The sequence below is a fragment of the Stutzerimonas kunmingensis genome (assembly GCF_900114065.1).
Taxonomy (GTDB): domain Bacteria; phylum Pseudomonadota; class Gammaproteobacteria; order Pseudomonadales; family Pseudomonadaceae; genus Stutzerimonas; species Stutzerimonas kunmingensis.
Map to the genome: position 1 here is coordinate 212,971 of NZ_FORS01000003.1, position 18,946 is coordinate 231,916.

Sequence of the window (18,946 nt, forward strand, 5' to 3'; positions counted from 1 at the left end):
CATCCGCGACGCGGCCCCGCTGAGCCTTACAGCCAGCCGCGTTCCTTGTAGTAACGCTCGGCGCCTTCATGCAGCGGCGCGCTCAGGCCGACTTCGATCATCTCTTCCGGCTTGAGATCCTTGAATGCCGGGTGCAGACGCTGGAAGCGCTCGATGTTCTCGAACACCGACTTCACCAGCTGGTAGACCACTTCCGCATCGACCTTGGCAGTAGTGGACAGCACGGCCTTGCCACCGATGGACTGCGTCGGCTGGTCGTTGCCCTTGTACAGGCCGCCAGGGATCTCAGCCTTGGTGTAGTAGCTCTTGGCAGCCAGCAGCTTGTCGATTTCCGGGCCGGTGATCGGCACCAGAACTGCATCGACGGTGGTGGTGGCTTCCTGGATGGCGCCATTCGGATGACCGACGAAGTAGGTCATGGCGTCGATGTTGTTGTCGCCCAGAGCGCTGGCCTGTTCGGCCGGCTTCAGTTCGGCGGCGAGGGAGAAGGCCGACTTGTCCCAGCCCTTTTCCTTCATGATTTCTTCGAGGGTGTCGCGCTGGCCAGAACCGGGGTTGCCGATGTTGACGCGCTTGCCCTTCAGATCATCCAGGCCCTTGATGTTGGCGTCGCGACGCGCCAGCACGGTGAAGACTTCGCTCTGCAGCGAGAAGACGGCACGGATGTCGTCCATCTTGCCTTCTTTCTCGAACGGCGCCACGCCTTCCATCGCCTTGTACTGATGGTCCGACTGCATGATGCCGAAGTTGAACTCACCACTGCGCAGGCCGTTGACGTTGGCCACGCCGCCGCCGCTCGCCGGCGCGTTGCACTTGATGTTTTCCGCGTTGCGGTTGACGAAGCGGCAGATCGATTGCCCGGCAACGTAATAAACGCCGGTCTGGCCGCCCGTGCCGATGGTAACGAACTTCTCTTGCGCCTGTGCCACTGCGCTCAGGCCGGTTCCCGCCAGAGCAGCGGTAAAGATCCATGCCAAGGATTTGCCTTTCATGGATGCACTCCTTTTTGGTTGTTTTCGGATTCCCGGCATCCCTTGTGAGTCTGCGCGGAACTTGAGTCTAGCAGGCGACCGCGTCGGTAACAGCCAGCGGACCTGCCATGTCGATCCGGGCAAGCGTCGCGTCCCACTGCTAGGACCGGACTACGGCAGAAGGGTTGCGCGTGAGGTGTCATATTTTTATGTACAAATACTGTACAGACTGTATTATCTGTACAGCTTTGATGGCTTATTGATATGTTGCTTGGAAAAGCCGACCGGCGGAGTAGGACTTCAGTCGCATTGCCAGTCGAGATCGATGATATCACTCTGATATCAGTTTCCAGGCGAGGAGACTTGCTGATCGGACAGGACCACGGGCCTGCCGACTGAAGCGCCATCAGGGGCCATCCAGAGGGGTGGATCAATGCTGGCGCTTTTTTCGTGCCCGTCTTCGGCGCTACAAAACCGATACAAACGACCCGCTGCGCCGTCCGCAGCAAGGAGCGATCACCGCAGGGTGGCGATATTGGCAGGGAGTGCACGAGGTACCGAAAAGGTGCATCGACCGAGACGTCCGTGGCGGAGAAGAACAACACGCTTTGCCTTGTTCACGAGACCACCATGCGCATGAACCTGCCGGTCACTGGCCGCGACGTTTCCATCAGCGACACCGCCAATATTCTTTCCACCACGGATCTCAACGGTGACATCACCTATGTGAATCCGGACTTCATCAAGATCAGCGGCTTCGAGGAAAGCGAGCTGCTTGGTCAGCACCACAACATCGTCCGCCACCCGGACATGCCCACCGAGGCCTTCGCCGACCTGTGGTCGAGCGTACGGGGCGGCAGCTCATGGATGGGTATGGTGAAGAACCGCTGCAAGAACGGCGATCACTACTGGGTCAGCGCGTTCGTCACGCCGATCAGCCGCAACGGTCGGGTCGTCGAATACCAATCGGTACGCACCAAGCCCGCGCCGGCTCAGATCGCAGCCGCCGAGCAGCTGTACGCGCAGTTGCGCAACAAGCGTCCACCGGTCGCGCTGCGCCGTGCACCGCTGAGCGCCCGCAGTCGCGTCGCGCTTCTGGCGGCGCTGGGTGCCGCGCCGTGCGTGGTCGGCGCGCTGCTGGCTGGAGCGGGTCTGATCGCTGCGCTGGCCACCGCCGCTGCCGCCGTGCTGGGCGCAGGTGCAATGGCCTATGTCGCGCTGGCACCGCTGCAGCGCCTCGCCGAGCAGGCACGCAGGGTCGGTGACAACCCGGTGGGGCAGCTGGTCTATGCCGGCCGGCGTGATGAATTCGGCCAGATCGCCTTTGCCATGAAGATGCTGGAAACCGAGGCCGGCGCCATGGTCGGCCGTATCGGCGATGCCTCGCGTCAACTCAGCCAGCATGCCCACGAACTGCTCGGTGCGATGGACAGCAGCACGCAGAGCGCTGCACGCCAGCAAAGCGAAACCGATCAGGTCGCCACGGCGATCAACCAGATGGCGGTCAGCGTGCAGGAAGTGGCAAGCAACGCCCAGCGCACCGCCGAGGCAGCCAGCCGCGCGGACAGCGAAGCGGCGACCGGCACCGAGGTGGTCAACCGTACCGGGGCGGCCATCGGCCGACTGGCGCAGGACATCCAGCAAGCCGGTGACGTGATCCATGAGCTGGAGGCGCACAGCAATGACATCACCAAGGTGCTAGACGTCATTCGCGGCATCGCCGAGCAGACCAACCTGCTGGCGCTGAACGCGGCCATCGAGGCGGCGCGGGCCGGCGAGCAGGGCCGTGGCTTTGCCGTGGTCGCCGATGAAGTACGCAGCCTGGCATCGCGGACCCAGCAGTCGACCCAGGAGATCAACAGCATGATCGGGGCGCTGCAGGGCGGGGCACGGCAGGCGGTGGAGGTCATGCAGCGCAGCCGCGAGCAGGCCATGCAGAGCGTCGAACATGCGGCCCAGGCGGCGCGCTCGCTGCAGGGCATCAACAGCCGGGTCAACGAGATCAGCGCGATGAGCATACAGATCGCCGCGGCCGTCGAGCAGCAGAGCGCGGTCAGCGAGAACATCAACCAGAACATCGTCAGCATTCGCGGCGGCTCCGATCAGCATGTGGAGAGCGGCCTGCGCAGCCGGCAGAGCGCGTCGGGCGTCGCCGAGCTGGCGAGCAGCATGGAGATGTTGGTGCAGCAATTCTGGACGCGGCGGCGCGGCTGAAGGCCTGCCGATGCCCCGAAATGGTGCGTGCTGGAGAGGGCGCGGCATGTTGCCTGCGCCGTCTGCGCCGGGCTTGTTACGCCGCGCGCGTAAAGGCAAAATGCCACTAGTTTCGCATGCTGCGAAAGCTGCTTTACCGCTCAGGACAACCGGACCTGATAGCTAAGGCGCCAGCCGTGACATTCCCTTGGGGGTGCACCACGGCTGGCGCCTTTTTTTTTGGGCTCGTTTCGCTGCAAGGCGCGCCCTGACAGAGATCGGCACTCAACCTGCATGTGCTTGCACGAAAGATGAATCAATGCTGACCGAAGAGACGCTGCGCACTGCGCTGGAAGAAACCATTCAGGTACTGGAACGCACGCGACGCTCGTTCAAATCGCGCGAGCTCGGCCAGCTGCGCCGGCGCCTGATTGAACTGCTCGAGCAACTGGAAACCGACACGGGAGAGAAGGACGAGCGCTGATCGCCAAACCGTAACCGGCCTCCTGTACAAGGATGTCCGCCGCATCCATGCGAGCGCTGCCAACAGAAGCGGCGCCGAACCTGCCTCGCGTACTCAGACCCCATTTCCAAGGAAGATCTGTTTATGCGCACCAACCTTCCCGTCAGCGGCCGCGAAGTCACGGTCGGCGAGACGGCGAACATCCTGTCCACCACCGATCTGAACGGCACCATCACTTACGCCAATCCGGATTTCGTGGCGATTTCCGGCTTCAGCGAAGACGAGCTGCTCGGTGAGCCGCACAACCTCGTGCGCCACCCCGACATGCCCGAGGCCGCCTTTGCCGACCTCTGGCAAACGCTGCAGGCGAACAGGTCGTGGATGGGCATCGTGAAGAACCGCTGCAAGAACGGCGATCACTACTGGGTCAGCGCGTTCGCCACGCCCGTCGGCCGCGACGGCAAGGTCGTCGAATACCAGTCGGTGCGGACCCGCGCGCAGCCCGAACAGATTCGCGCCGCCGAGGTGCTTTACGCACGCCTGCGCGAGGGCCGTGCCGCAGGCGCATTGCGCGCTTCGCGGCTCGGGTTGCGTGGCCGCGTGGCGCTGCTGGCTGGCCTCGGCAGTGCCGCAGGCTCGGCGCTCGGCGCGTTGCTGCTCGGTGCGCCGCTGGCCGCCGGTGCCGCCGCGGTCGTGCTAGGCGGTGCGGTGGCCACTGGCTTGGCGGCGCTGGCGCTCGCACCGCTGACGCAGCTGGCGCGCCAGGCACGACGCATCGGCCACAACCCGGTCAGCCAGTTGATCTACACCGGACGCCGCGACGAGATCGGCGAGATCGCCTTCGCCATGAAGATGCTGGAAACCGAAGCCGGCGCCATGGTCGGGCGCATCGCCGACTGCAGCCGCCAGCTCAGCAGCCACGCCCGCGACCTGCTCGGTGCCATGCATGGCAGTACCGAAAGCGCCTCGCGCCAGCAGCAGGAAACCGATCTGATCGCCACGGCGATTCGGCAGATGACCGCCAGCGTGCAGGAAGTCGCCCTCAACGCGCAGCGCACGGCCGAGGTGGCGGCCCGCGCGGACAGCGAAGCGGCCAGCGGCCGGGAGATCGTCGGCCTGACCGGCAGCAGCATCACGCGGCTGGCTGGTGACATCCAGCAGGCCGCCGAAGTCATTCATCAGCTGGAAAGCCACAGCCAGGAAATCAGCCGCGTGCTCGAGGTGATTCACAGCATTGCCGAGCAGACCAACCTGCTCGCGCTCAATGCCGCCATCGAAGCGGCGCGTGCCGGCGATCAGGGCCGCGGTTTCGCTGTGGTGGCCGACGAGGTGCGTCAGCTGGCATCGCGCACATCCAGCGCGACCACCGATATCCAGAGCATGATCGGCTCGCTGCAGGCCGGTGCGCGCCAGGCCGTGGACGTCATGCAGCGTAGCCGCGAGCAGGCGCAGCACAGCGTCAGCCATGCCGACCAGGCCGAGCATTCGCTCGGCGGCATCAACAGCCGGGTCAACGAGATCAGCGCCATGAGCAGCCAGATTGCCGCAGCGGTGGATCAGCAAAGCTCGGCCAGCGAGGAGATCACCCAGAGCATCGTCAGCATCCGCGGCAGCTCGGACAATCACGTTGCCACCGGTCTACACAGCCAGCGCAGCGCCTGCGGCGTCGCCAAGCTGGCCGATGGCATGCTCGAGCTGGTGCAACAGTTCTGGGCGCGGCGGCGGGCGTGATCGCTGCAGTCTGTCGCTTGCACGGGACAGACTGATGTCAGAGTGGCATCATGCGCTCGTCGGCGCTTATTAAATGACGCCGGTTGGCTGGCACTTCGCTGGCCATTGCCGCGCCGACGAGGCATTCCACATGATGCGCGCCTTACTGCTGATGCTCGCCTGCCTGACGTTGCTGCCCTGGACCGGCAACGCGATGGCGGCTGAGCCATCGCCGGTGCTGCAGACGAGGGGGGCGGCGACGCTGCAGGTTGGCGCAGTGGAATACCTGCTGGGCAGGCCGGACGCGGATTTCACCCAGATCGCCGTAGCGGATCTGCCCTGGCAGCGGCTGAACAAACCCAACCTTGGCAAACAGCGCGACGGTGCCTGGCTGCGCCTCCGGCTGCATAACACCGGCGACGCCGCGAAGCGCTGGTACCTGCTGCTGAAATGGCCGGTGCTCGACCGCGTCGCGGTGCGCCTGTATTACCCGGACAGCGACCGCTGGGGTCAATCCATGCTGGCCGGGGATGCCGTGGCACTGAGCAGCCGACCGCTGGCCGACCATCACTTCGTCTATCCACTCGAGCTGCCGGCGGGCGAGCGAGCGGTGGTCTATCTGCAGCTGCAGGCCAGGGAAACCCTCGCCCTGCCGCTGGAGCTGATCGACGAAAAGCAGCTGATCGAGGGCAAGCTTCGCGACGTCACGCTGGTCAGCCTGTTCTTCGGCGGCATCCTGGTGATCGTGCTGTACAACTGCAGCCTGCTGATCTTCACCCGCGACGGCAGCTACTTCCTCTACGTGCTTTACCTGCTCAGCGCGGTGTTCTACGTGCTGACCATTACCGGCTTCGGCCAGCTCTACCTCTGGCCGGAAATCCCCGAGCTGTCGGCACGCTTCTACGGCCTTTCCGCGGCGCTGTGCTTCTTCACGCCGATGCTGTTCGCCCTGCGCTTTCTCGGCATACGCCGCTATGGCGGCTGGGTCTGGGCGGTGTCCATCAGCCTGACCGGCTACTGGGGCGTGGCGGTGCTCATGCTGCTGCTGGCACCGACCCTGGCGCGCTATCTGTTCATGGACAGCGTCGCGCTGCTGCATTGCGTCGTGACCATGGCCGTGACGCTCAACCTGTGGATGCGCGGCAATCCGTCCGCGCGGTTGTTCAGCATCGCCTGGAGCACCTTGCTCGGCTTCACCGTGGTCAACCTGCTGGCGCTCAACGGCACCTTGCCACTCAATGCCTGGACGCTGAATGGCCAGCTGATCGGCATGTTCGCCGAGTTCGTGCTGCTATCCATGGCGCTGGCCGAGCGCTTCAACGTCGAGCGCAACCGGCGCATCGCCGCGCAGCAACTGGCATTGCACGCCTCGGAATCGCTGGCCGAGGAGCGCGCACTCCGTTTGCAGGCCAAGCAGGAGGCGTTGGATCTGCAACTGCGCGCCAACGAGGTGCTCGAAGCGCGGGTGTACGAACGCACCCGTGCGCTGGAAGAAGTCCGCCACGGCCTGGAAGCCGCCAATGCCGAACTGATGCGCTTGAGCACCACCGATTCGCTGACCCAGCTGGCCAACCGCCGGCGTTTCGATCGTCTGCTGGACGAGGAAATCCGCCGCGCGCGGCGCGCCGGCAGCCCACTATCGGTGTTGCTCGCCGATATCGATCACTTCAAGCGGGTCAACGACAGCTACGGCCACCCCTTCGGTGACGAGTGCCTGCGCCAGGTCGCGGCAGTGCTCGCCGCCCACTGCCAGCGCGCCGGCGACGTCGCGGCGCGCTATGGCGGTGAGGAGTTCGTCGTCCTGCTGCCGGGGCTCGACGCCGAACAGGCCGTCGCCCTGGCGGAATCGATCCGCTGCACGATCGCGCACCTGCAGCTGCAGCATGGCGAACAGCCGGTGGCGCTGACCATCAGCCTTGGCGTCGCCACGCTGACCCCCTCGCTCGTCGCGCCGGCCGATCTGCTGGCGGCGGCGGATGCGGCGCTCTATCAGGCCAAGAACGCTGGTCGCGACCAGGTGGCTCTGGCCGCTGAGGTCAATGCTGGCGAGCAGACTCCGGCCCTCAACGCTTGAGCGGTATGAAACGGTCCTGCGCGAGGTGCGCGCGGCTCGCTGGCATGCCCTGAAAAAGGGATCGCCCGCTGCGCGCCTAAATACAAAAAGTTACATACAATGATCCGCTTCAGGCTCCGGTCGCCCGGCGGGGCCGCGCCGATACCACCACGCCCTTCCGAAGCGTTTCCGGCTCGATTCCGGCGGCGCTACCGGCCATGAGAAATCGATGCCGTTCAATGCACTGCTGATCCTGTGCTTCATGCTTCTGCTTGGTGCTGCGCCGGGCCGGGCTGTGGCCGAAGACAGCCTGATGATCGAAAGCCGGCACGCTCCCGGGCTGCAGGTTGGCCAACCGGAGTACGCGCTTGGCCGGCTGGAGTCTGGCTTCGACCAGGCACGCAGCGACGACCGGGGTTGGCAGCCGCTGCAGGTACCCAATCTGCTCCGCCAGCCAGCAGGCGCATGGCTACGATTCCCGGTGCACAACCTCCAGGCAAATGCCAGCAGCTGGTATCTGTTGCTCAAGTGGCCCGTGCTCGACCGCGTTACGCTGCGCGTCTACTACCCGCGGCAGGACCGATGGGGTGAGCCCATGGTCGCTGGCGATACGCTGGCGGTCAGTCAGCGGCCGGTGGTCGATCACAACCTGGTCTTCCCGCTGAACCTGCAGCCCGGCGAGCAGGCGGTGGTCTATCTGCAGCTGGAGGCCAGCGAGCTGATGGTGCTGCCGCTGGAGCTGGTCGACGAGACGAGCTTCATCGAGGGCAAGGTGCTCGATACGGCGCTGTTCAGCCTGTTCTTCGGCGGCATGATCGTCATCGTGCTGTACAACCTGAGCCTGCTGATTTTCACCCGCGACCTCAGCTATCTGCTGTACGTGCTGTATCTGCTCAGCGCAATGTTCTACGTCGGCACCATGAGCGGCTTCGGCCAGCTGGTGTTGTGGCCCGGCGCACCGCCGTTCTCGGCGCGCTTCTACACGCTGTCGGCAACCCTGTGCTTCCTTACTCCGCTGCTTTTCGTCGTACGCTTTCTGCAGGTTCGCCAGTACGGCGGCTGGGTCTGGCACATCACCTGGGTGCTGGGCTGCTACTGGATCACGGTGGTGTTGGCGGTGCTGCTGGTTCCGGAGCATGCACACTGGCTGTTCATGGAATACGTGGCGCTGCCCTACTGCCTGATCAGCCTGGCGGTGACGCTCACGTTGTGGGCCCGCGGCAACGTATCGGCGCGGCTGTTCAGCATCGCCTGGATAACGCTGCTGGGTTTCACCGTCATTCACCTCCTGGCGCTGTGGGGCTACATGCCACTCAATCGGCTGACGCTGCATGGCCAGCTGATAGGCATGTTCATCGAGTTCGTGCTGCTATCGATGGCGCTTGCCGAACGGATCAACCTGGAGCGCGATCAACGCATCGCCGCCCAGCAGCTGGCGCTGGAGACCTCGCGCAGCCTGGCCGACGAACGCGAGCAGCACCTGCAGGCCAAGCAACAGGCACTGCAGATCCAACAGCGTGCCAATGAAGAGCTGGAAACGCGCGTAGTGGCGCGCACCAAGGCGCTCGAGGAAGTCCGTCACGGTCTCGAGCTGGCGAATGCCGAGCTGCTCAGACTGAGCTCCACCGATCCGCTGACGCACCTCGCCAATCGCCGCCAGTTCGATCAGCTACTCGAAGACGAGGTCCGTCGCGGACGCCGCAACGGCACGCCGTTGACGGTCCTGCTGGGCGACATCGATCACTTCAAGCGAGTCAACGACAGCTACGGCCATCCGTTCGGCGACGAGTGCCTGCGCCGGGTCGCGGCGGTACTCCAGCAGCATTGCCAGCGAGCCGGTGATCTCGCGGCGCGTTACGGTGGTGAGGAGTTCGTCATCACGCTGCCGGCAACCGGCGGGCCGCAGGCGGTGCTGCTGGCCGAGCGGATGCGGCAGGATGTCGAGCGGCTTGAGCTCGACTGCGACGGTGAGCGCGTCAGCCTGACCATCAGCTTTGGCGTGGCTACGCTCGATCCGCAAGCCGCGGCGTCGCCGCTGGAGTTGCTCAGTGCAGCAGACCGTGCGCTCTATGAGGCCAAGCGCAGCGGGCGCAACTGCGTGGTCGAGGCCGCCGACCTCGGGCCGGATGGCGCGACCGTGTTTGCCTGAGGCGCGGCCGCCCCTCAGCTCTCGGCCGGTACGAAACGCACCCGCACCAGCAGGCCGCCGAGAGCGCCCTGATCCAGGCTGATCTCGGCGCGATGGGCGCGGACGATTTCGCCGACGATGGCCAGCCCGAGGCCGGCACCATGGCCGCCGGTGTCGCGGCGGTAGAAGCGCGCGAAGACGCGATCGCGCTCGGCGGCCGGAATACCCGGGCCGTCGTCCTCCACCTCCAGCACGGCGCCGTCGAGCACCCGCAGCACCACGTTGCCGCCGTCGCCGGTATGCGCCAGCGCGTTGTCCAGCAGGTTGCTCAGCAGTTCGCTGATCAGCGTCGGCTCGCCGTCGATCCATACCGGTGCCTCGGCCTCCAGCGCCAGGGCGACGCCGCGCTTGTGCGCCAGCGCGGCCATCGCCAGGCCCAGCTCGCGGGCCAGCTGCGACAGGTCCAGGCGCTGCGCGCCGCCTTCGGCGATGGATTGCGCGCCGCTTTCGATGCGCGCCAGCGAGAGCAACTGGTTGGCCAGGTGGATGACCTTGTCGGTGCTCTGTCCGGCGTCTTCCAGGGTGCTGCGCCAGACCGCCGGTTCGGCTTCGCGCAGGCCCAGCTCGATCCGCGCCTTGAGCGCTGCCAGCGGCGTGCGCAGTTCGTGGGAGGCATCGGCGATGAAGCGCGCCTGGCGTTCGAACTGCCCGCGCAGGCGCTCGGTGAATCCGTTGAGCGCCGCCACCAGCGGCCTCAGCTCGCGTTGCACGCTGATCAGCGGCAGCGGCCGCAGGTCATCCGGTGCGCGCTCCTGCACCGCTTCGCTGAGCTGCCCCAGCGGTCGCAGCGCGGCACTGACCGCCAGCCACACCAGCACCAGCGCGGCGATCGCCAGCAGGCCGACGCGCCACAGGGTGTCGGTCAGCAGACCGCGCGCCATGCGCTCGCGGGCGCCGAGGGTCTCGGCCACGCGGATCTCGGCGATGCCGTTGACCTCCGGCTCGCTGACCGGCTGCAGCAGGCTGACCAGGCGCACGCCCTGGCCCTGGAACTCGCCGTCGTAGAAGCGCGCCAGCGCCGGGTAGTCGTCGGTGCGCGGGACGTCGGCAGCGGGCGCCGGCAGGTTCTCGTAGCCGCTGACCAGGCGCCCCTGGATGTCCAGCACCCCGTAGTAGATGCGCCCGGCGCTGTCGTAGGCAAAGGTGTCCAGCGCCACGTAGGGCACGTTGGCGCGCAGCACGCCTTCATGGGTGACCAGGCCATCGGCGATGGCCCGGGCCGAGGCGAGCAGGGTGCGGTCGTAGGCGGTATCGGCGGCGGCGCGGCCGTTCCAGTAGGCGCTCAGGCCGCCGAACAGCAACAGCAGTGCGAGCAGGATCGCCAGCCGCCGCAGCAGCCGCGCGCGCAGGCTGCCGGCGAGCGCTTCCTCAGCCATCGAGCGCCTCGAGCAGGTAGCCGAGGCCGCGGAAGGTGACGATGCGCACCGGCTGGCCCTCGAGCTTCTTGCGCAGACGGTGGATGTAGATCTCGATGGCGTCGGCGCTGGCGTCCTCGTCCAGGCCGAATACCTGGGCTGCCAGCTGATCCTTGCTCATCACCCGACCGGGGCGGGCGATCAGCGCTTCCAGCACGCCCTGCTCGCGGGAGGTCAGCGTCAGTGGCTCGTCGGCCAGGCTGAAGCGCCGCGCATCCAGATCGTAGACCAGCGCGCCGCAACGCTGCTGGCGTTCGCCGCCGCCGACGCTGCGCCGCAGCAGCGCCTTGACCCGTGCTTCCAGCTCGGACAGTTCGAACGGCTTGGCCAGGTAGTCGTCGGCGCCGAGGTTGAGCCCATGCACGCGATCACTGACCTCGCCGCGCGCGGTGAGCATCAGCACCGGCAGCGTCTTGCCGCGCTCGCGCAGGCGCGCCAGCACCTGAAAGCCGTCGAGCCTTGGCAGGCCGACGTCGAGGATCGCCAGCGCGTAGTCCTCGCTGGCCAGCGCCAGGTCGGCGGCGACGCCATCGTGCAGCAGGTCCACGGTCCAGCCGGCGGCGCGCATTGCCTGCGCCACGCTTTCGGCCAGCTGGGGGTGGTCCTCGACCAGAAGAATTCGCATTGCCTGTCCTCTGCGATGGCGACGGAGCGCCAGTGTAGCGGCAGAACTTTCACGCCGCTGCTGGCTTTCAGCGCTGAAAGGCTGGCGAAAGCTTGACCGCCTAGGATCGCTCGCAGGTGGCTCGAACCACCACGCGCGGCGCATGCGCCGTCACAACAAAAACAATAGTGGAGATACCCCGATGCTGACTGCCGTCAGACGCTCACCCGCTCCTGCCCGTCTCGCTTTGGCCGTTGCCGTCGCCTCGCTGGCACCCATGGCCCAGGCCGCATTCATCGAAGACAGCAGCGCAACCCTGCAAACCCACAACATCTACCTGAACCGCGATTTCCGCGAAGGCAGCGGCCAGTCCAAGCGTGAAGAATGGACCCAGGGCTTCATCCTCGACGTCCAGTCGGGCTTCACCGAAGGCACCGTCGGCGTCGGCCTCGATGCCCTGGGCATGCTCGGCGTCAAGCTGGATTCCGGTGGCGGCCGCGCTGGCACCGACCTGCTGCCGGTGCACGACGATGGCAGCACGCCGGACGAGTTCAGCCGCCTGGGTCTGACCGCCAAGGCCAAGATCGGCGAGACCGAACTGCGCTATGGCTCGCACATTCCGGAGACGCCGGTAGTCAAGGCCAGCGACAGCCGCACGCTGCCGCAGGTGTTCGAGGGCGCTACCGTCACCTCCACCGATATCGACGGCCTGACCCTGACCGGCGGCCGCCTGGACAAGGTGATCGACCGCTCCTCGACCAACTCCCAGGACCTGCAGCTGAACAACAAGAACGGCCGCTTCGCCAGCGCCGCCGAGGCCGACCACCTGACCTTCGCCGGTGCCGAATACGCCTTCAACGAGAACCTCACCGGGCGCTACTACTACGGCGAGCTGGATGACGTGTACCGCCAGCACTTCTTCGGCCTGCTGGCGAACAAGCCGCTGAGCGACAACTCCGCGCTGAGTGCGGACCTGCGCGTGATGCTCAGCGACGACACCGGCGCGGCGAATGCCGGCAAGATCGATAACCAGGCCTGGAACGGCATGCTCGGCTACAGCCTGGGCGGGCACAAGGTCAGTGTCGGCTACCAGCAGATGCGCGGCGATACCGGCTACGCCTACATCGACGGCGGTGATCCGTTCCTGGTCAACTTCGTGCAGATCAACGACTTCGCCAATGCCGACGAGCGCTCCTGGCAGGCGCGTTACGACTACAACTTCGCCGCCATGGGCATCCCCGGGCTGACCTTCCTGACCCGCTACATCTCCGGCGACAACGCCGAGTACAGCGGCGGCAACAACGGCAGCGAGTGGGAACGCGATTTCGAGTTCAAGTACGTGGTGCAGAGCGGCCCGCTGAAGAACGTCGCGCTGCGCTGGCGCAACGCGATGTACCGCTCCGACTTCGCCCGCGACGCCGACGAGAACCGTCTGATCGTCAGCTACAGCCTGCCGATCTGGTAAACAGAACAAGAACGCGAGGACTACCCGATGAAAACCAGACTCAGCCGTTTCGCCCTGCTGTCGTCCTGCCTGCTGCTCTCGAGCCAGCTGCTGGCCGAACCCAAGCGCCCCGAGTGCATCGCCCCGGCCAAGCCCGGCGGCGGTTTCGACCTGACCTGCAAGCTGGCCCAGAGCGGCCTGAAGGACAGCGGCCTGCTCGAAGCACCGATGCGTGTCACCTACATGCCCGGCGGCGTCGGCGCGGTGGCCTACAACGCGGTGGTCGCCCAGCGTGCGGCGGAAGCCGGCACCATCACCGCCTTCTCCAGTGGCTCGCTGCTCAACCTCGCCCAGGGCAAGTTCGGCCGCTACGACGAGAGCGCCGTGCGCTGGCTCGCCGCGGTCGGCACTGATTACGGCGCCATTTCGGTACGTGCCGACGCGCCGTACAAGAACCTCGACGAGCTGATTGCTGCGGTGAAGAAAGACCCGGGCAGCGTGGTATTCGGCGCCGGCGCCACCATCGGCGGCCAGGACTGGATGCAGACCGCGCTGATCGCCCGCGCTGCCGGTGTCGATCCGAAGAAGCTGCGCTACGTCGCCTTCGAGGGCGGCGGCGAAACGCTCACCGCCATGCTCGGCGGCCATGTGCAGGTCACTTCCAGCGGCCTCGGCGAAGTCACCCCGCAGCTCGACGCCGGCAAGATCCGCATCCTCGCCGTGCTCTCCGACGAGCGTCTGCCGGGCAAGCTGGCCGACATCCCTACTGCCAGGGAACAGGGCTACGACATCAGCTGGCCGGTGATCCGCGGCTTCTACATGGGGCCGGAAGTGCCTGACGAGGACTTCAACTGGTGGAAGACCCAGTTCGACACCCTGCTCGCCGACGAAGACTTCGCCAAGCTGCGCGAACAGCGCGACCTGTTCCCGCTGTCGATGACCGGCGATGAGCTGGAAGCCTTCGTCAAGAAGCAGGTGCAGGACTACAAGGCGCTGGCCGGCGAGTTCGGCCTGGTCAAGTAACGCGAACCGGCCCGCGTTCGCGGGCCGCACGGTCGACCCGGCAGCTGCCGGGTCGCCGAATCCCTGAGGTATCCCGTCATGTACGTACGTGTCTTCGCCGCGGCGTGGCTGCTCGCCTGCGCCGGCCTCGCCCTGCTCGCCTGGGGCTTCGAGGCGCCCTTTGCCTACGACCCGGTCGGGCCGCGCGCCTACCCGCTGCTGCTGCTGTTGCTGATGGCGTGTGGTGCGGCGTGGCTGCTGTTCAAGCCGCACGGTGAGCCGACGCCGGCGTTCGATCGGCCCAAGGCGCAGCGCGCCGTGCTGTGCGTGCTGGCCCTGCTGGCCTACGCGCTGCTGTTCGAAACCCTGGGTTTCGTCATCAGCACCGCCCTGGCCGGTTTCGCCCTCGGTCTGCTGTTCAACGGTCGCCTGTGGCCCAGCGTGATCAGCGGTGCGCTGCTTGGCGTGCTGCTCTACGGGCTGTTCGATTACCTGCTGGACGTGCCGCTGCCGCTTGGCCTGCTGCGTCTGCTGGAGAGCTGAAATGGAAACACTGAATTTCTTGATGCAGGGCTTCGATGTCGCCACGCGACCGACCAACCTGCTGGTGGCGCTGTTCGGCGCCTTCGTCGGCACCGTGGTCGGCCTGCTGCCGGGCCTCGGCCCGATCAACGGCGTGGCGCTGCTGCTGCCGCTGGCCTTCGCCCTCGGCCTGCCGCCGGAGACCGCACTGATCCTGCTCGCCGCGGTGTACCTGGGCTGCGAATACGGCGGGCGCATCTCGGCGATCCTGCTCAACGTGCCGGGTGATGCCGCCGCGGTGATGACCACCCTCGACGGCTACCCGCTGGCGCGCCAGGGCAAGGCGGGCATCGCGCTGTCGCTGTCCGCGGTCAGCTCCTTTATCGGCAGCACCATCGCCACCTGCGGGGTGGTGCTGTTCGCCCCGCTGCTGGCCAAGTGGGCGGTGGCCTTCGGCCCGGCGGAGTACTTCGTGCTGATGATCTTCGCCATCGCCTGCCTTGGCGGCATGGTCGGCGACAAGCCGGTGAAGACGCTGATGGCCGCGCTGATGGGCCTGGCCCTGGCCACCGTCGGTGTCGATTCCACTACCGGCGTCTACCGCTTCACCTTCGGCAGCGTCAGCCTGTCCGACGGCATCCAGTTCGTCATCGTGGTGATCGGCTTCTTCAGCGTCAGCGAGATCCTGCTGATGCTGGAGAAAACCCACAGCGGGCAGAAGGCGGTGAAGGCCAGCGGCCGGTTGCTGTTCAACTTCAAGGAGTTCTGCCTGACCTTCTGGACCATGGTGCGCAGCGCCGTGGCCGGCTTCGTCATCGGCACGCTGCCGGGCGCCGGGGCGACTATCGCCAGCGCCATGACCTACATGAGCGAGAAGCGAATGGCCGGCGACAAGGGTCGCTTCGGTGATGGCGACCTGCGCGGCCTGGCGGCGCCGGAAGCGGCGAACAACGCCTCGGCCTGCGGCTCGCTGATCCCCATGCTGACCCTCGGCGTGCCGGGTTCGGGCACCACCGCGGTGATGATCGGCGCGCTGACGCTGTACAACATCACCCCCGGCCCGCTGCTGTTCGAACAGCAGCCGGACGTGGTCTGGGGCCTGATCGCTTCGCTGTTCATCGGCAACGTGATCCTGCTGGTGATGAACATCCCGCTGGTCGGCCTGTTCTCGCGCATGCTCGCCGTGCCGAACTGGGTGCTGGTGCCGGCGATCACCGTGATCAGCATGGTCGGCGTGTATTCGGTGCACAGCACCACCTTCGACCTGGTGCTGATGGTCGGCCTCGGCGTGTTCGGCTACCTGCTGCGCAAGCTGGACTTCCCGCTGTCGGCGCTGATTCTCGGCTTTGTGCTCGGCGAGATGATGGAAGACAACCTGCGCCGTGCGCTGTCGATCTCCAACGGTGAGCTGGGCATCCTCTGGGGCAGCCCGATCACCCTGGCGCTGTGGGCGCTGACCGTGGCGATGCTCGGCATGCCGGCGCTGCGCTGGTACCTCAAGCGCCGTCGCGGCAACGTGGTCGAGGCGCAGGCCTGACATGTATCGGCGGCTGCCGGGCTGGTGGGCGACACCACTGATCGGCGCGCTCGGCGGCTGGCTGGCAACTCTGGCCAACTGGCCGCTGCCGTGGATGATCGGCTCGCTGCTGGCGGTGATCGCCGTGCGCTGCAGCGGCTGGCTGGTGAGCGAGGTGCCGCGCGGCCGTCAGGTCGGGCAATGGATCGTCGCCAGCGCCATCGGCCTGCACTTCACCAGTGAGGTCATGCAGCAGGTGCTGGCGCATCTCGGCGTGATCCTCGCCGGTGCGGTCGGCACGCTGCTGCTGGGCCTGATCGGCCTCTTCATCCTGCTGCGCAGCGGCACCGACCGCGCCACTGCGTTCTTCGCCAGCATGCCGGGTGGCGCCAGCGAAATGGTGGTGCTGGCCAACCGGCACCAGGCTGAACCTGCGCGCGTGGCGGCGGCGCACAGCCTGCGCCTGCTGCTGGTGGTGCTGATCGTGCCGGCGCTGTTCACCTGGGGCCTGCCGACGGTCGCGGCACCGCCTGCGGCCCCGGTGGGCTGGCCCTGGCTAGCCGTGCTGCTGCCGGCCGGCGGTCTGCTGGCGCTGCTCTGGAAGCGTCTCGGCCAGCCCAACCCCTGGATGCTCGGCCCGCTGACCGCCTGCGCGCTGGCCAGTGTGGCGTTCGATCTGCACATCGGCCTGCCGGGCTGGGCCGGCGCGCTCGGCCAGTGGTTGATCGGCTGCTCACTGGCCTGTCATTTCGACCGGCCGTTCTTTCGCAGCGCGCCGGCGTTCCTGCTGCGCATTCTGCTGTTCACCCTGCTGGCGATGCTGTTCGCTGCCGCACTGGGCGGCGCGCTGGGGTGGATGACCGCGCTGGACGAGGTGTCGCTGATGCTCGGCATGATGCCCGGCGGCATTACCGAGCTGTGCCTTACCGCGGAAGCGCTGCAGCTGTCGGTGGCGCTGGTCACCGCTGTGCAGGTGCTCAGGCTGTTTCTGGTGATGTTTCTCGCCGAGCCGTTGTTTCGCCTCTGGCAACGCCACGCTTGCTGACCGAAGTGGCCCTGGATCAGGCCGGCCGTCCCGGCAGGTGAGGCTCTCCGGATATCACCTCCCGTGGCGCTTCGCCGGCTGTGCGCGCCTTGTTGCCGCCGGGGCCTTCCAGCGCCGGATAGGCGGCGCTGCAGAACAGTGAATTGAGGCGCTTCATGTCGGCGATCAGCTCCAGGTGCGCTGCGCTGGTCTCGATGCTTTCCACCACCTGCTGGTGCAGGCGCTGCACGTGGGAGTGCGCCAGTTCGCGCTCCAGCTTGCGGAACTGGCGCTTCTGTTGCAGCAGCTGGCGGGCGCTATGGGAGTCGCCGGAGATGAAAACCGACAACCCCAGCCGCAGGTTGGTGCTCAGCTGGGCATGCAGCTGGCCGAGCTCCTCCAGGCCGCTGTCGGAGAAGGAGCGACGCTTGGACGTCTTCAGGTTCTGCACCTTGCTCACCATGTGCTCGATGATGTCGCCGGCCTGTTCCAGGTTGATCGCCAGCTCGATGATCTCCGCCCAGCGCTGGCCCTCCTGCTCGGCGAGGTCTTCGCGCGGCATCTGCGCCAGGTAGAGCTTCACGCCGCTGTAGAGCGCGTCGACGTCATCGTCCAGGCGGCGAATCTCGTCGCCGGGCTCCGGTCGGTCTTCGCGCAGCACCTCCAGCAGCCGCGCCAGCATCAGCTCCACCATGTCGCCGATGCGCAGGGTTTCGCGGACCGCATTGGCCAGCGCCAGGCTCGGCGTATCCAGCGCGGCGGGGTCGAGATGCCGAGGATGCGCCACGCCGTTGTCCAGCGCACGCTCCGGCAGCAGGTATTCACACAACTGCGCCATCGGCTTCACGGTGGGAAGCAGGATCACGCAGCGCAGGCTGTTGTAGATCAGGTGAAAGCCGATCACCTGGGTCTGTGCGCTGACACCCAGGGTGTCCATCCAGGCCACCAGCATGCTGAGAAACGGCAGCACGATGAGCCCGGCCAGCTTGTACAGCAGGTTGCCCAGCGCCACGCGGCGTGCCGAAGCCGGCTGCAGGCTGGCGTTGAACCAGGCGAGCAGGCCGCTGCCGATGTTGGCGCCGATCACCAGGCCCAGCGCCACCGGCAGGCTGATCAGGCCCGCACCGGCCAGCGTCGAGGTCAGCAGTACGGCGGCGAGGCTGGAATACGACAGCACGGCGAATAGCGCACCCACCAGCACCGCGAGCAGGGTGTCGCCGGCCAGCGAGGAGAACAGCACCTGCATGCCGCGCGCCTCGGTGATCGGCTCGGCGGCGTGCACGATCAACTGCAGGGCGAGAATGATCAGGCCGAGGCCGATCAGCACGCGGCCGATCTGGCCGACGCGGGTCTGTTTGCGCGAGAGGAACAGGCAGACGCCGAGCAGCGTCAGCAGCGGCGACAGCCAGGAAAGATCGAGGGTCAGCACGCGGGCCATCAGCGCAGTGCCGACATCCGCGCCGAGCATGATTGCCAGCGCCGTGGGCAGCGCCATCAGACCCTGGGCGACAAAGGAGATGGCCAGCAGCGCGGTGGCATTGCTGCTCTGCACCAGCGCGGTGACGCTGATGCCGGCACCGAAAGCCAGCGGCGCGTTGCCCATGCTCTGGCCGAGCGCCCGTCGCAGGTGCGAGCCATACACCCGCATGATCCCGGTACGCACGATATGCGTACCCCAGACCAGCAGGGCAATGGACGACAGCAGGTGCAACAGGGTCAGCATCGGTCGGGCTCCTGCCCCGGCGAGCAACAACGACGAAAGCCTGCGTCGCAAGGACGCAGCGCTTTACCGGGGATACTCGATTGACCCTGGCCCGCCGGCCCCGTTCACCGAAACGTCA

At 66.5% G+C, this 18,946-nt stretch carries 14 protein-coding genes; 10 read left to right on the plus strand and 4 right to left on the minus strand.

Going from position 1 to position 18,946, the window contains the following annotated elements; translation table 11 throughout:
• Positions 1–26: 26 nt before the first annotated feature.
• Positions 27–992, minus strand: a complete 966-nt coding sequence (locus BM275_RS09145) for a TAXI family TRAP transporter solute-binding subunit (protein WP_014818672.1) — start codon at positions 990–992, stop codon at positions 27–29.
• 609 nt (positions 993–1,601) lie between these two features.
• Here BM275_RS09145 and BM275_RS09150 point away from each other — a divergent pair.
• The 5 genes from BM275_RS09150 (at position 1,602) to BM275_RS09165 (ending at position 9,539) form a co-directional block, all read left to right on the plus strand.
• Positions 1,602–3,185: a methyl-accepting chemotaxis protein gene (locus BM275_RS09150; RefSeq protein ID WP_090520737.1), complete on the plus strand. Its 1,584-nt coding sequence runs from the start codon at positions 1,602–1,604 to the stop codon at positions 3,183–3,185.
• A gap of 298 nt (positions 3,186–3,483) precedes the next feature.
• Positions 3,484–3,648, plus strand: a complete 165-nt coding sequence (locus tag BM275_RS22260) for a hypothetical protein (RefSeq protein WP_167362157.1) — start codon at positions 3,484–3,486, stop codon at positions 3,646–3,648.
• Positions 3,649–3,771: 123 nt separating this feature from the next.
• Positions 3,772–5,358, plus strand: coding sequence for a methyl-accepting chemotaxis protein (locus BM275_RS09155; RefSeq protein ID WP_090520738.1), 1,587 nt, complete (start codon positions 3,772–3,774; stop codon positions 5,356–5,358).
• Between the two features lie 130 nt (positions 5,359–5,488).
• Complete coding sequence (locus BM275_RS09160; RefSeq protein WP_090521168.1) at positions 5,489–7,411, plus strand: sensor domain-containing diguanylate cyclase; 1,923 nt, start codon at positions 5,489–5,491, stop codon at positions 7,409–7,411.
• A gap of 208 nt (positions 7,412–7,619) precedes the next feature.
• A complete protein-coding gene (locus tag BM275_RS09165; protein WP_244153869.1) occupies positions 7,620–9,539 on the plus strand; it encodes a sensor domain-containing diguanylate cyclase in 1,920 nt (639 codons plus the stop codon).
• 14 nt (positions 9,540–9,553) lie between these two features.
• On the opposite strand, the gene BM275_RS09170 is transcribed toward BM275_RS09165, so the two are convergent.
• Together BM275_RS09170 and BM275_RS09175 are read right to left on the minus strand one after the other, a co-directional pair.
• Entirely contained in the window at positions 9,554–10,954 is a 1,401-nt protein-coding gene (locus tag BM275_RS09170; RefSeq protein WP_090520740.1) for a sensor histidine kinase, read from the minus strand.
• Positions 10,947–11,618, minus strand: a complete 672-nt coding sequence (locus tag BM275_RS09175) for a response regulator (protein ID WP_014818677.1) — start codon at positions 11,616–11,618, stop codon at positions 10,947–10,949. The genes BM275_RS09170 and BM275_RS09175 overlap by 8 nt, the downstream gene beginning before the upstream one ends.
• Before the next feature lie 181 nt (positions 11,619–11,799).
• Between BM275_RS09175 and BM275_RS09180 the strand changes: the two genes are divergently transcribed.
• The 5 genes from BM275_RS09180 (at position 11,800) to BM275_RS09200 (ending at position 17,126) form a co-directional block, all read left to right on the plus strand.
• Positions 11,800–13,062, plus strand: a complete 1,263-nt coding sequence (locus BM275_RS09180; RefSeq protein ID WP_090520741.1) for an OprD family porin — start codon at positions 11,800–11,802, stop codon at positions 13,060–13,062.
• A 27-nt stretch (positions 13,063–13,089) separates the two neighbouring features.
• A complete protein-coding gene (locus BM275_RS09185; RefSeq protein WP_090520743.1) occupies positions 13,090–14,064 on the plus strand; it encodes a Bug family tripartite tricarboxylate transporter substrate binding protein in 975 nt (324 codons plus the stop codon).
• A 78-nt stretch (positions 14,065–14,142) separates the two neighbouring features.
• A complete protein-coding gene (locus BM275_RS09190; RefSeq protein WP_023443992.1) occupies positions 14,143–14,586 on the plus strand; it encodes a tripartite tricarboxylate transporter TctB family protein in 444 nt (147 codons plus the stop codon).
• A 1-nt stretch (position 14,587) separates the two neighbouring features.
• Entirely contained in the window at positions 14,588–16,102 is a 1,515-nt protein-coding gene (locus BM275_RS09195; protein WP_041015074.1) for a tripartite tricarboxylate transporter permease, read from the plus strand.
• Position 16,103: 1 nt separating this feature from the next.
• The gene (locus BM275_RS09200; protein WP_090520745.1) at positions 16,104–17,126 is read left to right on the plus strand and encodes an AbrB family transcriptional regulator; all 1,023 of its coding nucleotides are present in this window, start codon (positions 16,104–16,106) and stop codon (positions 17,124–17,126) included.
• A gap of 16 nt (positions 17,127–17,142) precedes the next feature.
• On the opposite strand, the gene BM275_RS09205 is transcribed toward BM275_RS09200, so the two are convergent.
• Positions 17,143–18,828 carry a Na/Pi cotransporter family protein gene (locus tag BM275_RS09205; protein WP_090520747.1) on the minus strand — a complete coding sequence of 562 codons (1,686 nt, stop codon included), beginning with the start codon at positions 18,826–18,828 and terminating at the stop codon, positions 17,143–17,145.
• Positions 18,829–18,946: the final 118 nt, after the last annotated feature.

What these genes read in the sequence shown, in the direction of transcription:
- BM275_RS09205 (WP_090520747.1), bottom strand. Translation starts at nt 18,828, where the DNA reads ATGCTGACCCTGTTGCACCTGCTGTCGTCCATTGCCCTGCTGGTCTGG.
- BM275_RS09155 (WP_090520738.1), top strand. Translation starts at nt 3,772, where the DNA reads ATGCGCACCAACCTTCCCGTCAGCGGCCGCGAAGTCACGGTCGGCGAG.
- BM275_RS09185 (WP_090520743.1), top strand. Translation starts at nt 13,090, where the DNA reads ATGAAAACCAGACTCAGCCGTTTCGCCCTGCTGTCGTCCTGCCTGCTG.
- BM275_RS09180 (WP_090520741.1), top strand. Translation starts at nt 11,800, where the DNA reads ATGCTGACTGCCGTCAGACGCTCACCCGCTCCTGCCCGTCTCGCTTTG.
- BM275_RS09150 (WP_090520737.1), top strand. Translation starts at nt 1,602, where the DNA reads ATGCGCATGAACCTGCCGGTCACTGGCCGCGACGTTTCCATCAGCGAC.
- BM275_RS09175 (WP_014818677.1), bottom strand. Translation starts at nt 11,618, where the DNA reads ATGCGAATTCTTCTGGTCGAGGACCACCCCCAGCTGGCCGAAAGCGTG.
- BM275_RS09170 (WP_090520740.1), bottom strand. Translation starts at nt 10,954, where the DNA reads ATGGCTGAGGAAGCGCTCGCCGGCAGCCTGCGCGCGCGGCTGCTGCGG.
- BM275_RS09145 (WP_014818672.1), bottom strand. Translation starts at nt 992, where the DNA reads ATGAAAGGCAAATCCTTGGCATGGATCTTTACCGCTGCTCTGGCGGGA.
- BM275_RS09200 (WP_090520745.1), top strand. Translation starts at nt 16,104, where the DNA reads ATGTATCGGCGGCTGCCGGGCTGGTGGGCGACACCACTGATCGGCGCG.
- BM275_RS09160 (WP_090521168.1), top strand. Translation starts at nt 5,489, where the DNA reads ATGATGCGCGCCTTACTGCTGATGCTCGCCTGCCTGACGTTGCTGCCC.
- BM275_RS09165 (WP_244153869.1), top strand. Translation starts at nt 7,620, where the DNA reads ATGCCGTTCAATGCACTGCTGATCCTGTGCTTCATGCTTCTGCTTGGT.
- BM275_RS09190 (WP_023443992.1), top strand. Translation starts at nt 14,143, where the DNA reads ATGTACGTACGTGTCTTCGCCGCGGCGTGGCTGCTCGCCTGCGCCGGC.
- BM275_RS22260 (WP_167362157.1), top strand. Translation starts at nt 3,484, where the DNA reads ATGCTGACCGAAGAGACGCTGCGCACTGCGCTGGAAGAAACCATTCAG.
- BM275_RS09195 (WP_041015074.1), top strand. Translation starts at nt 14,588, where the DNA reads ATGGAAACACTGAATTTCTTGATGCAGGGCTTCGATGTCGCCACGCGA.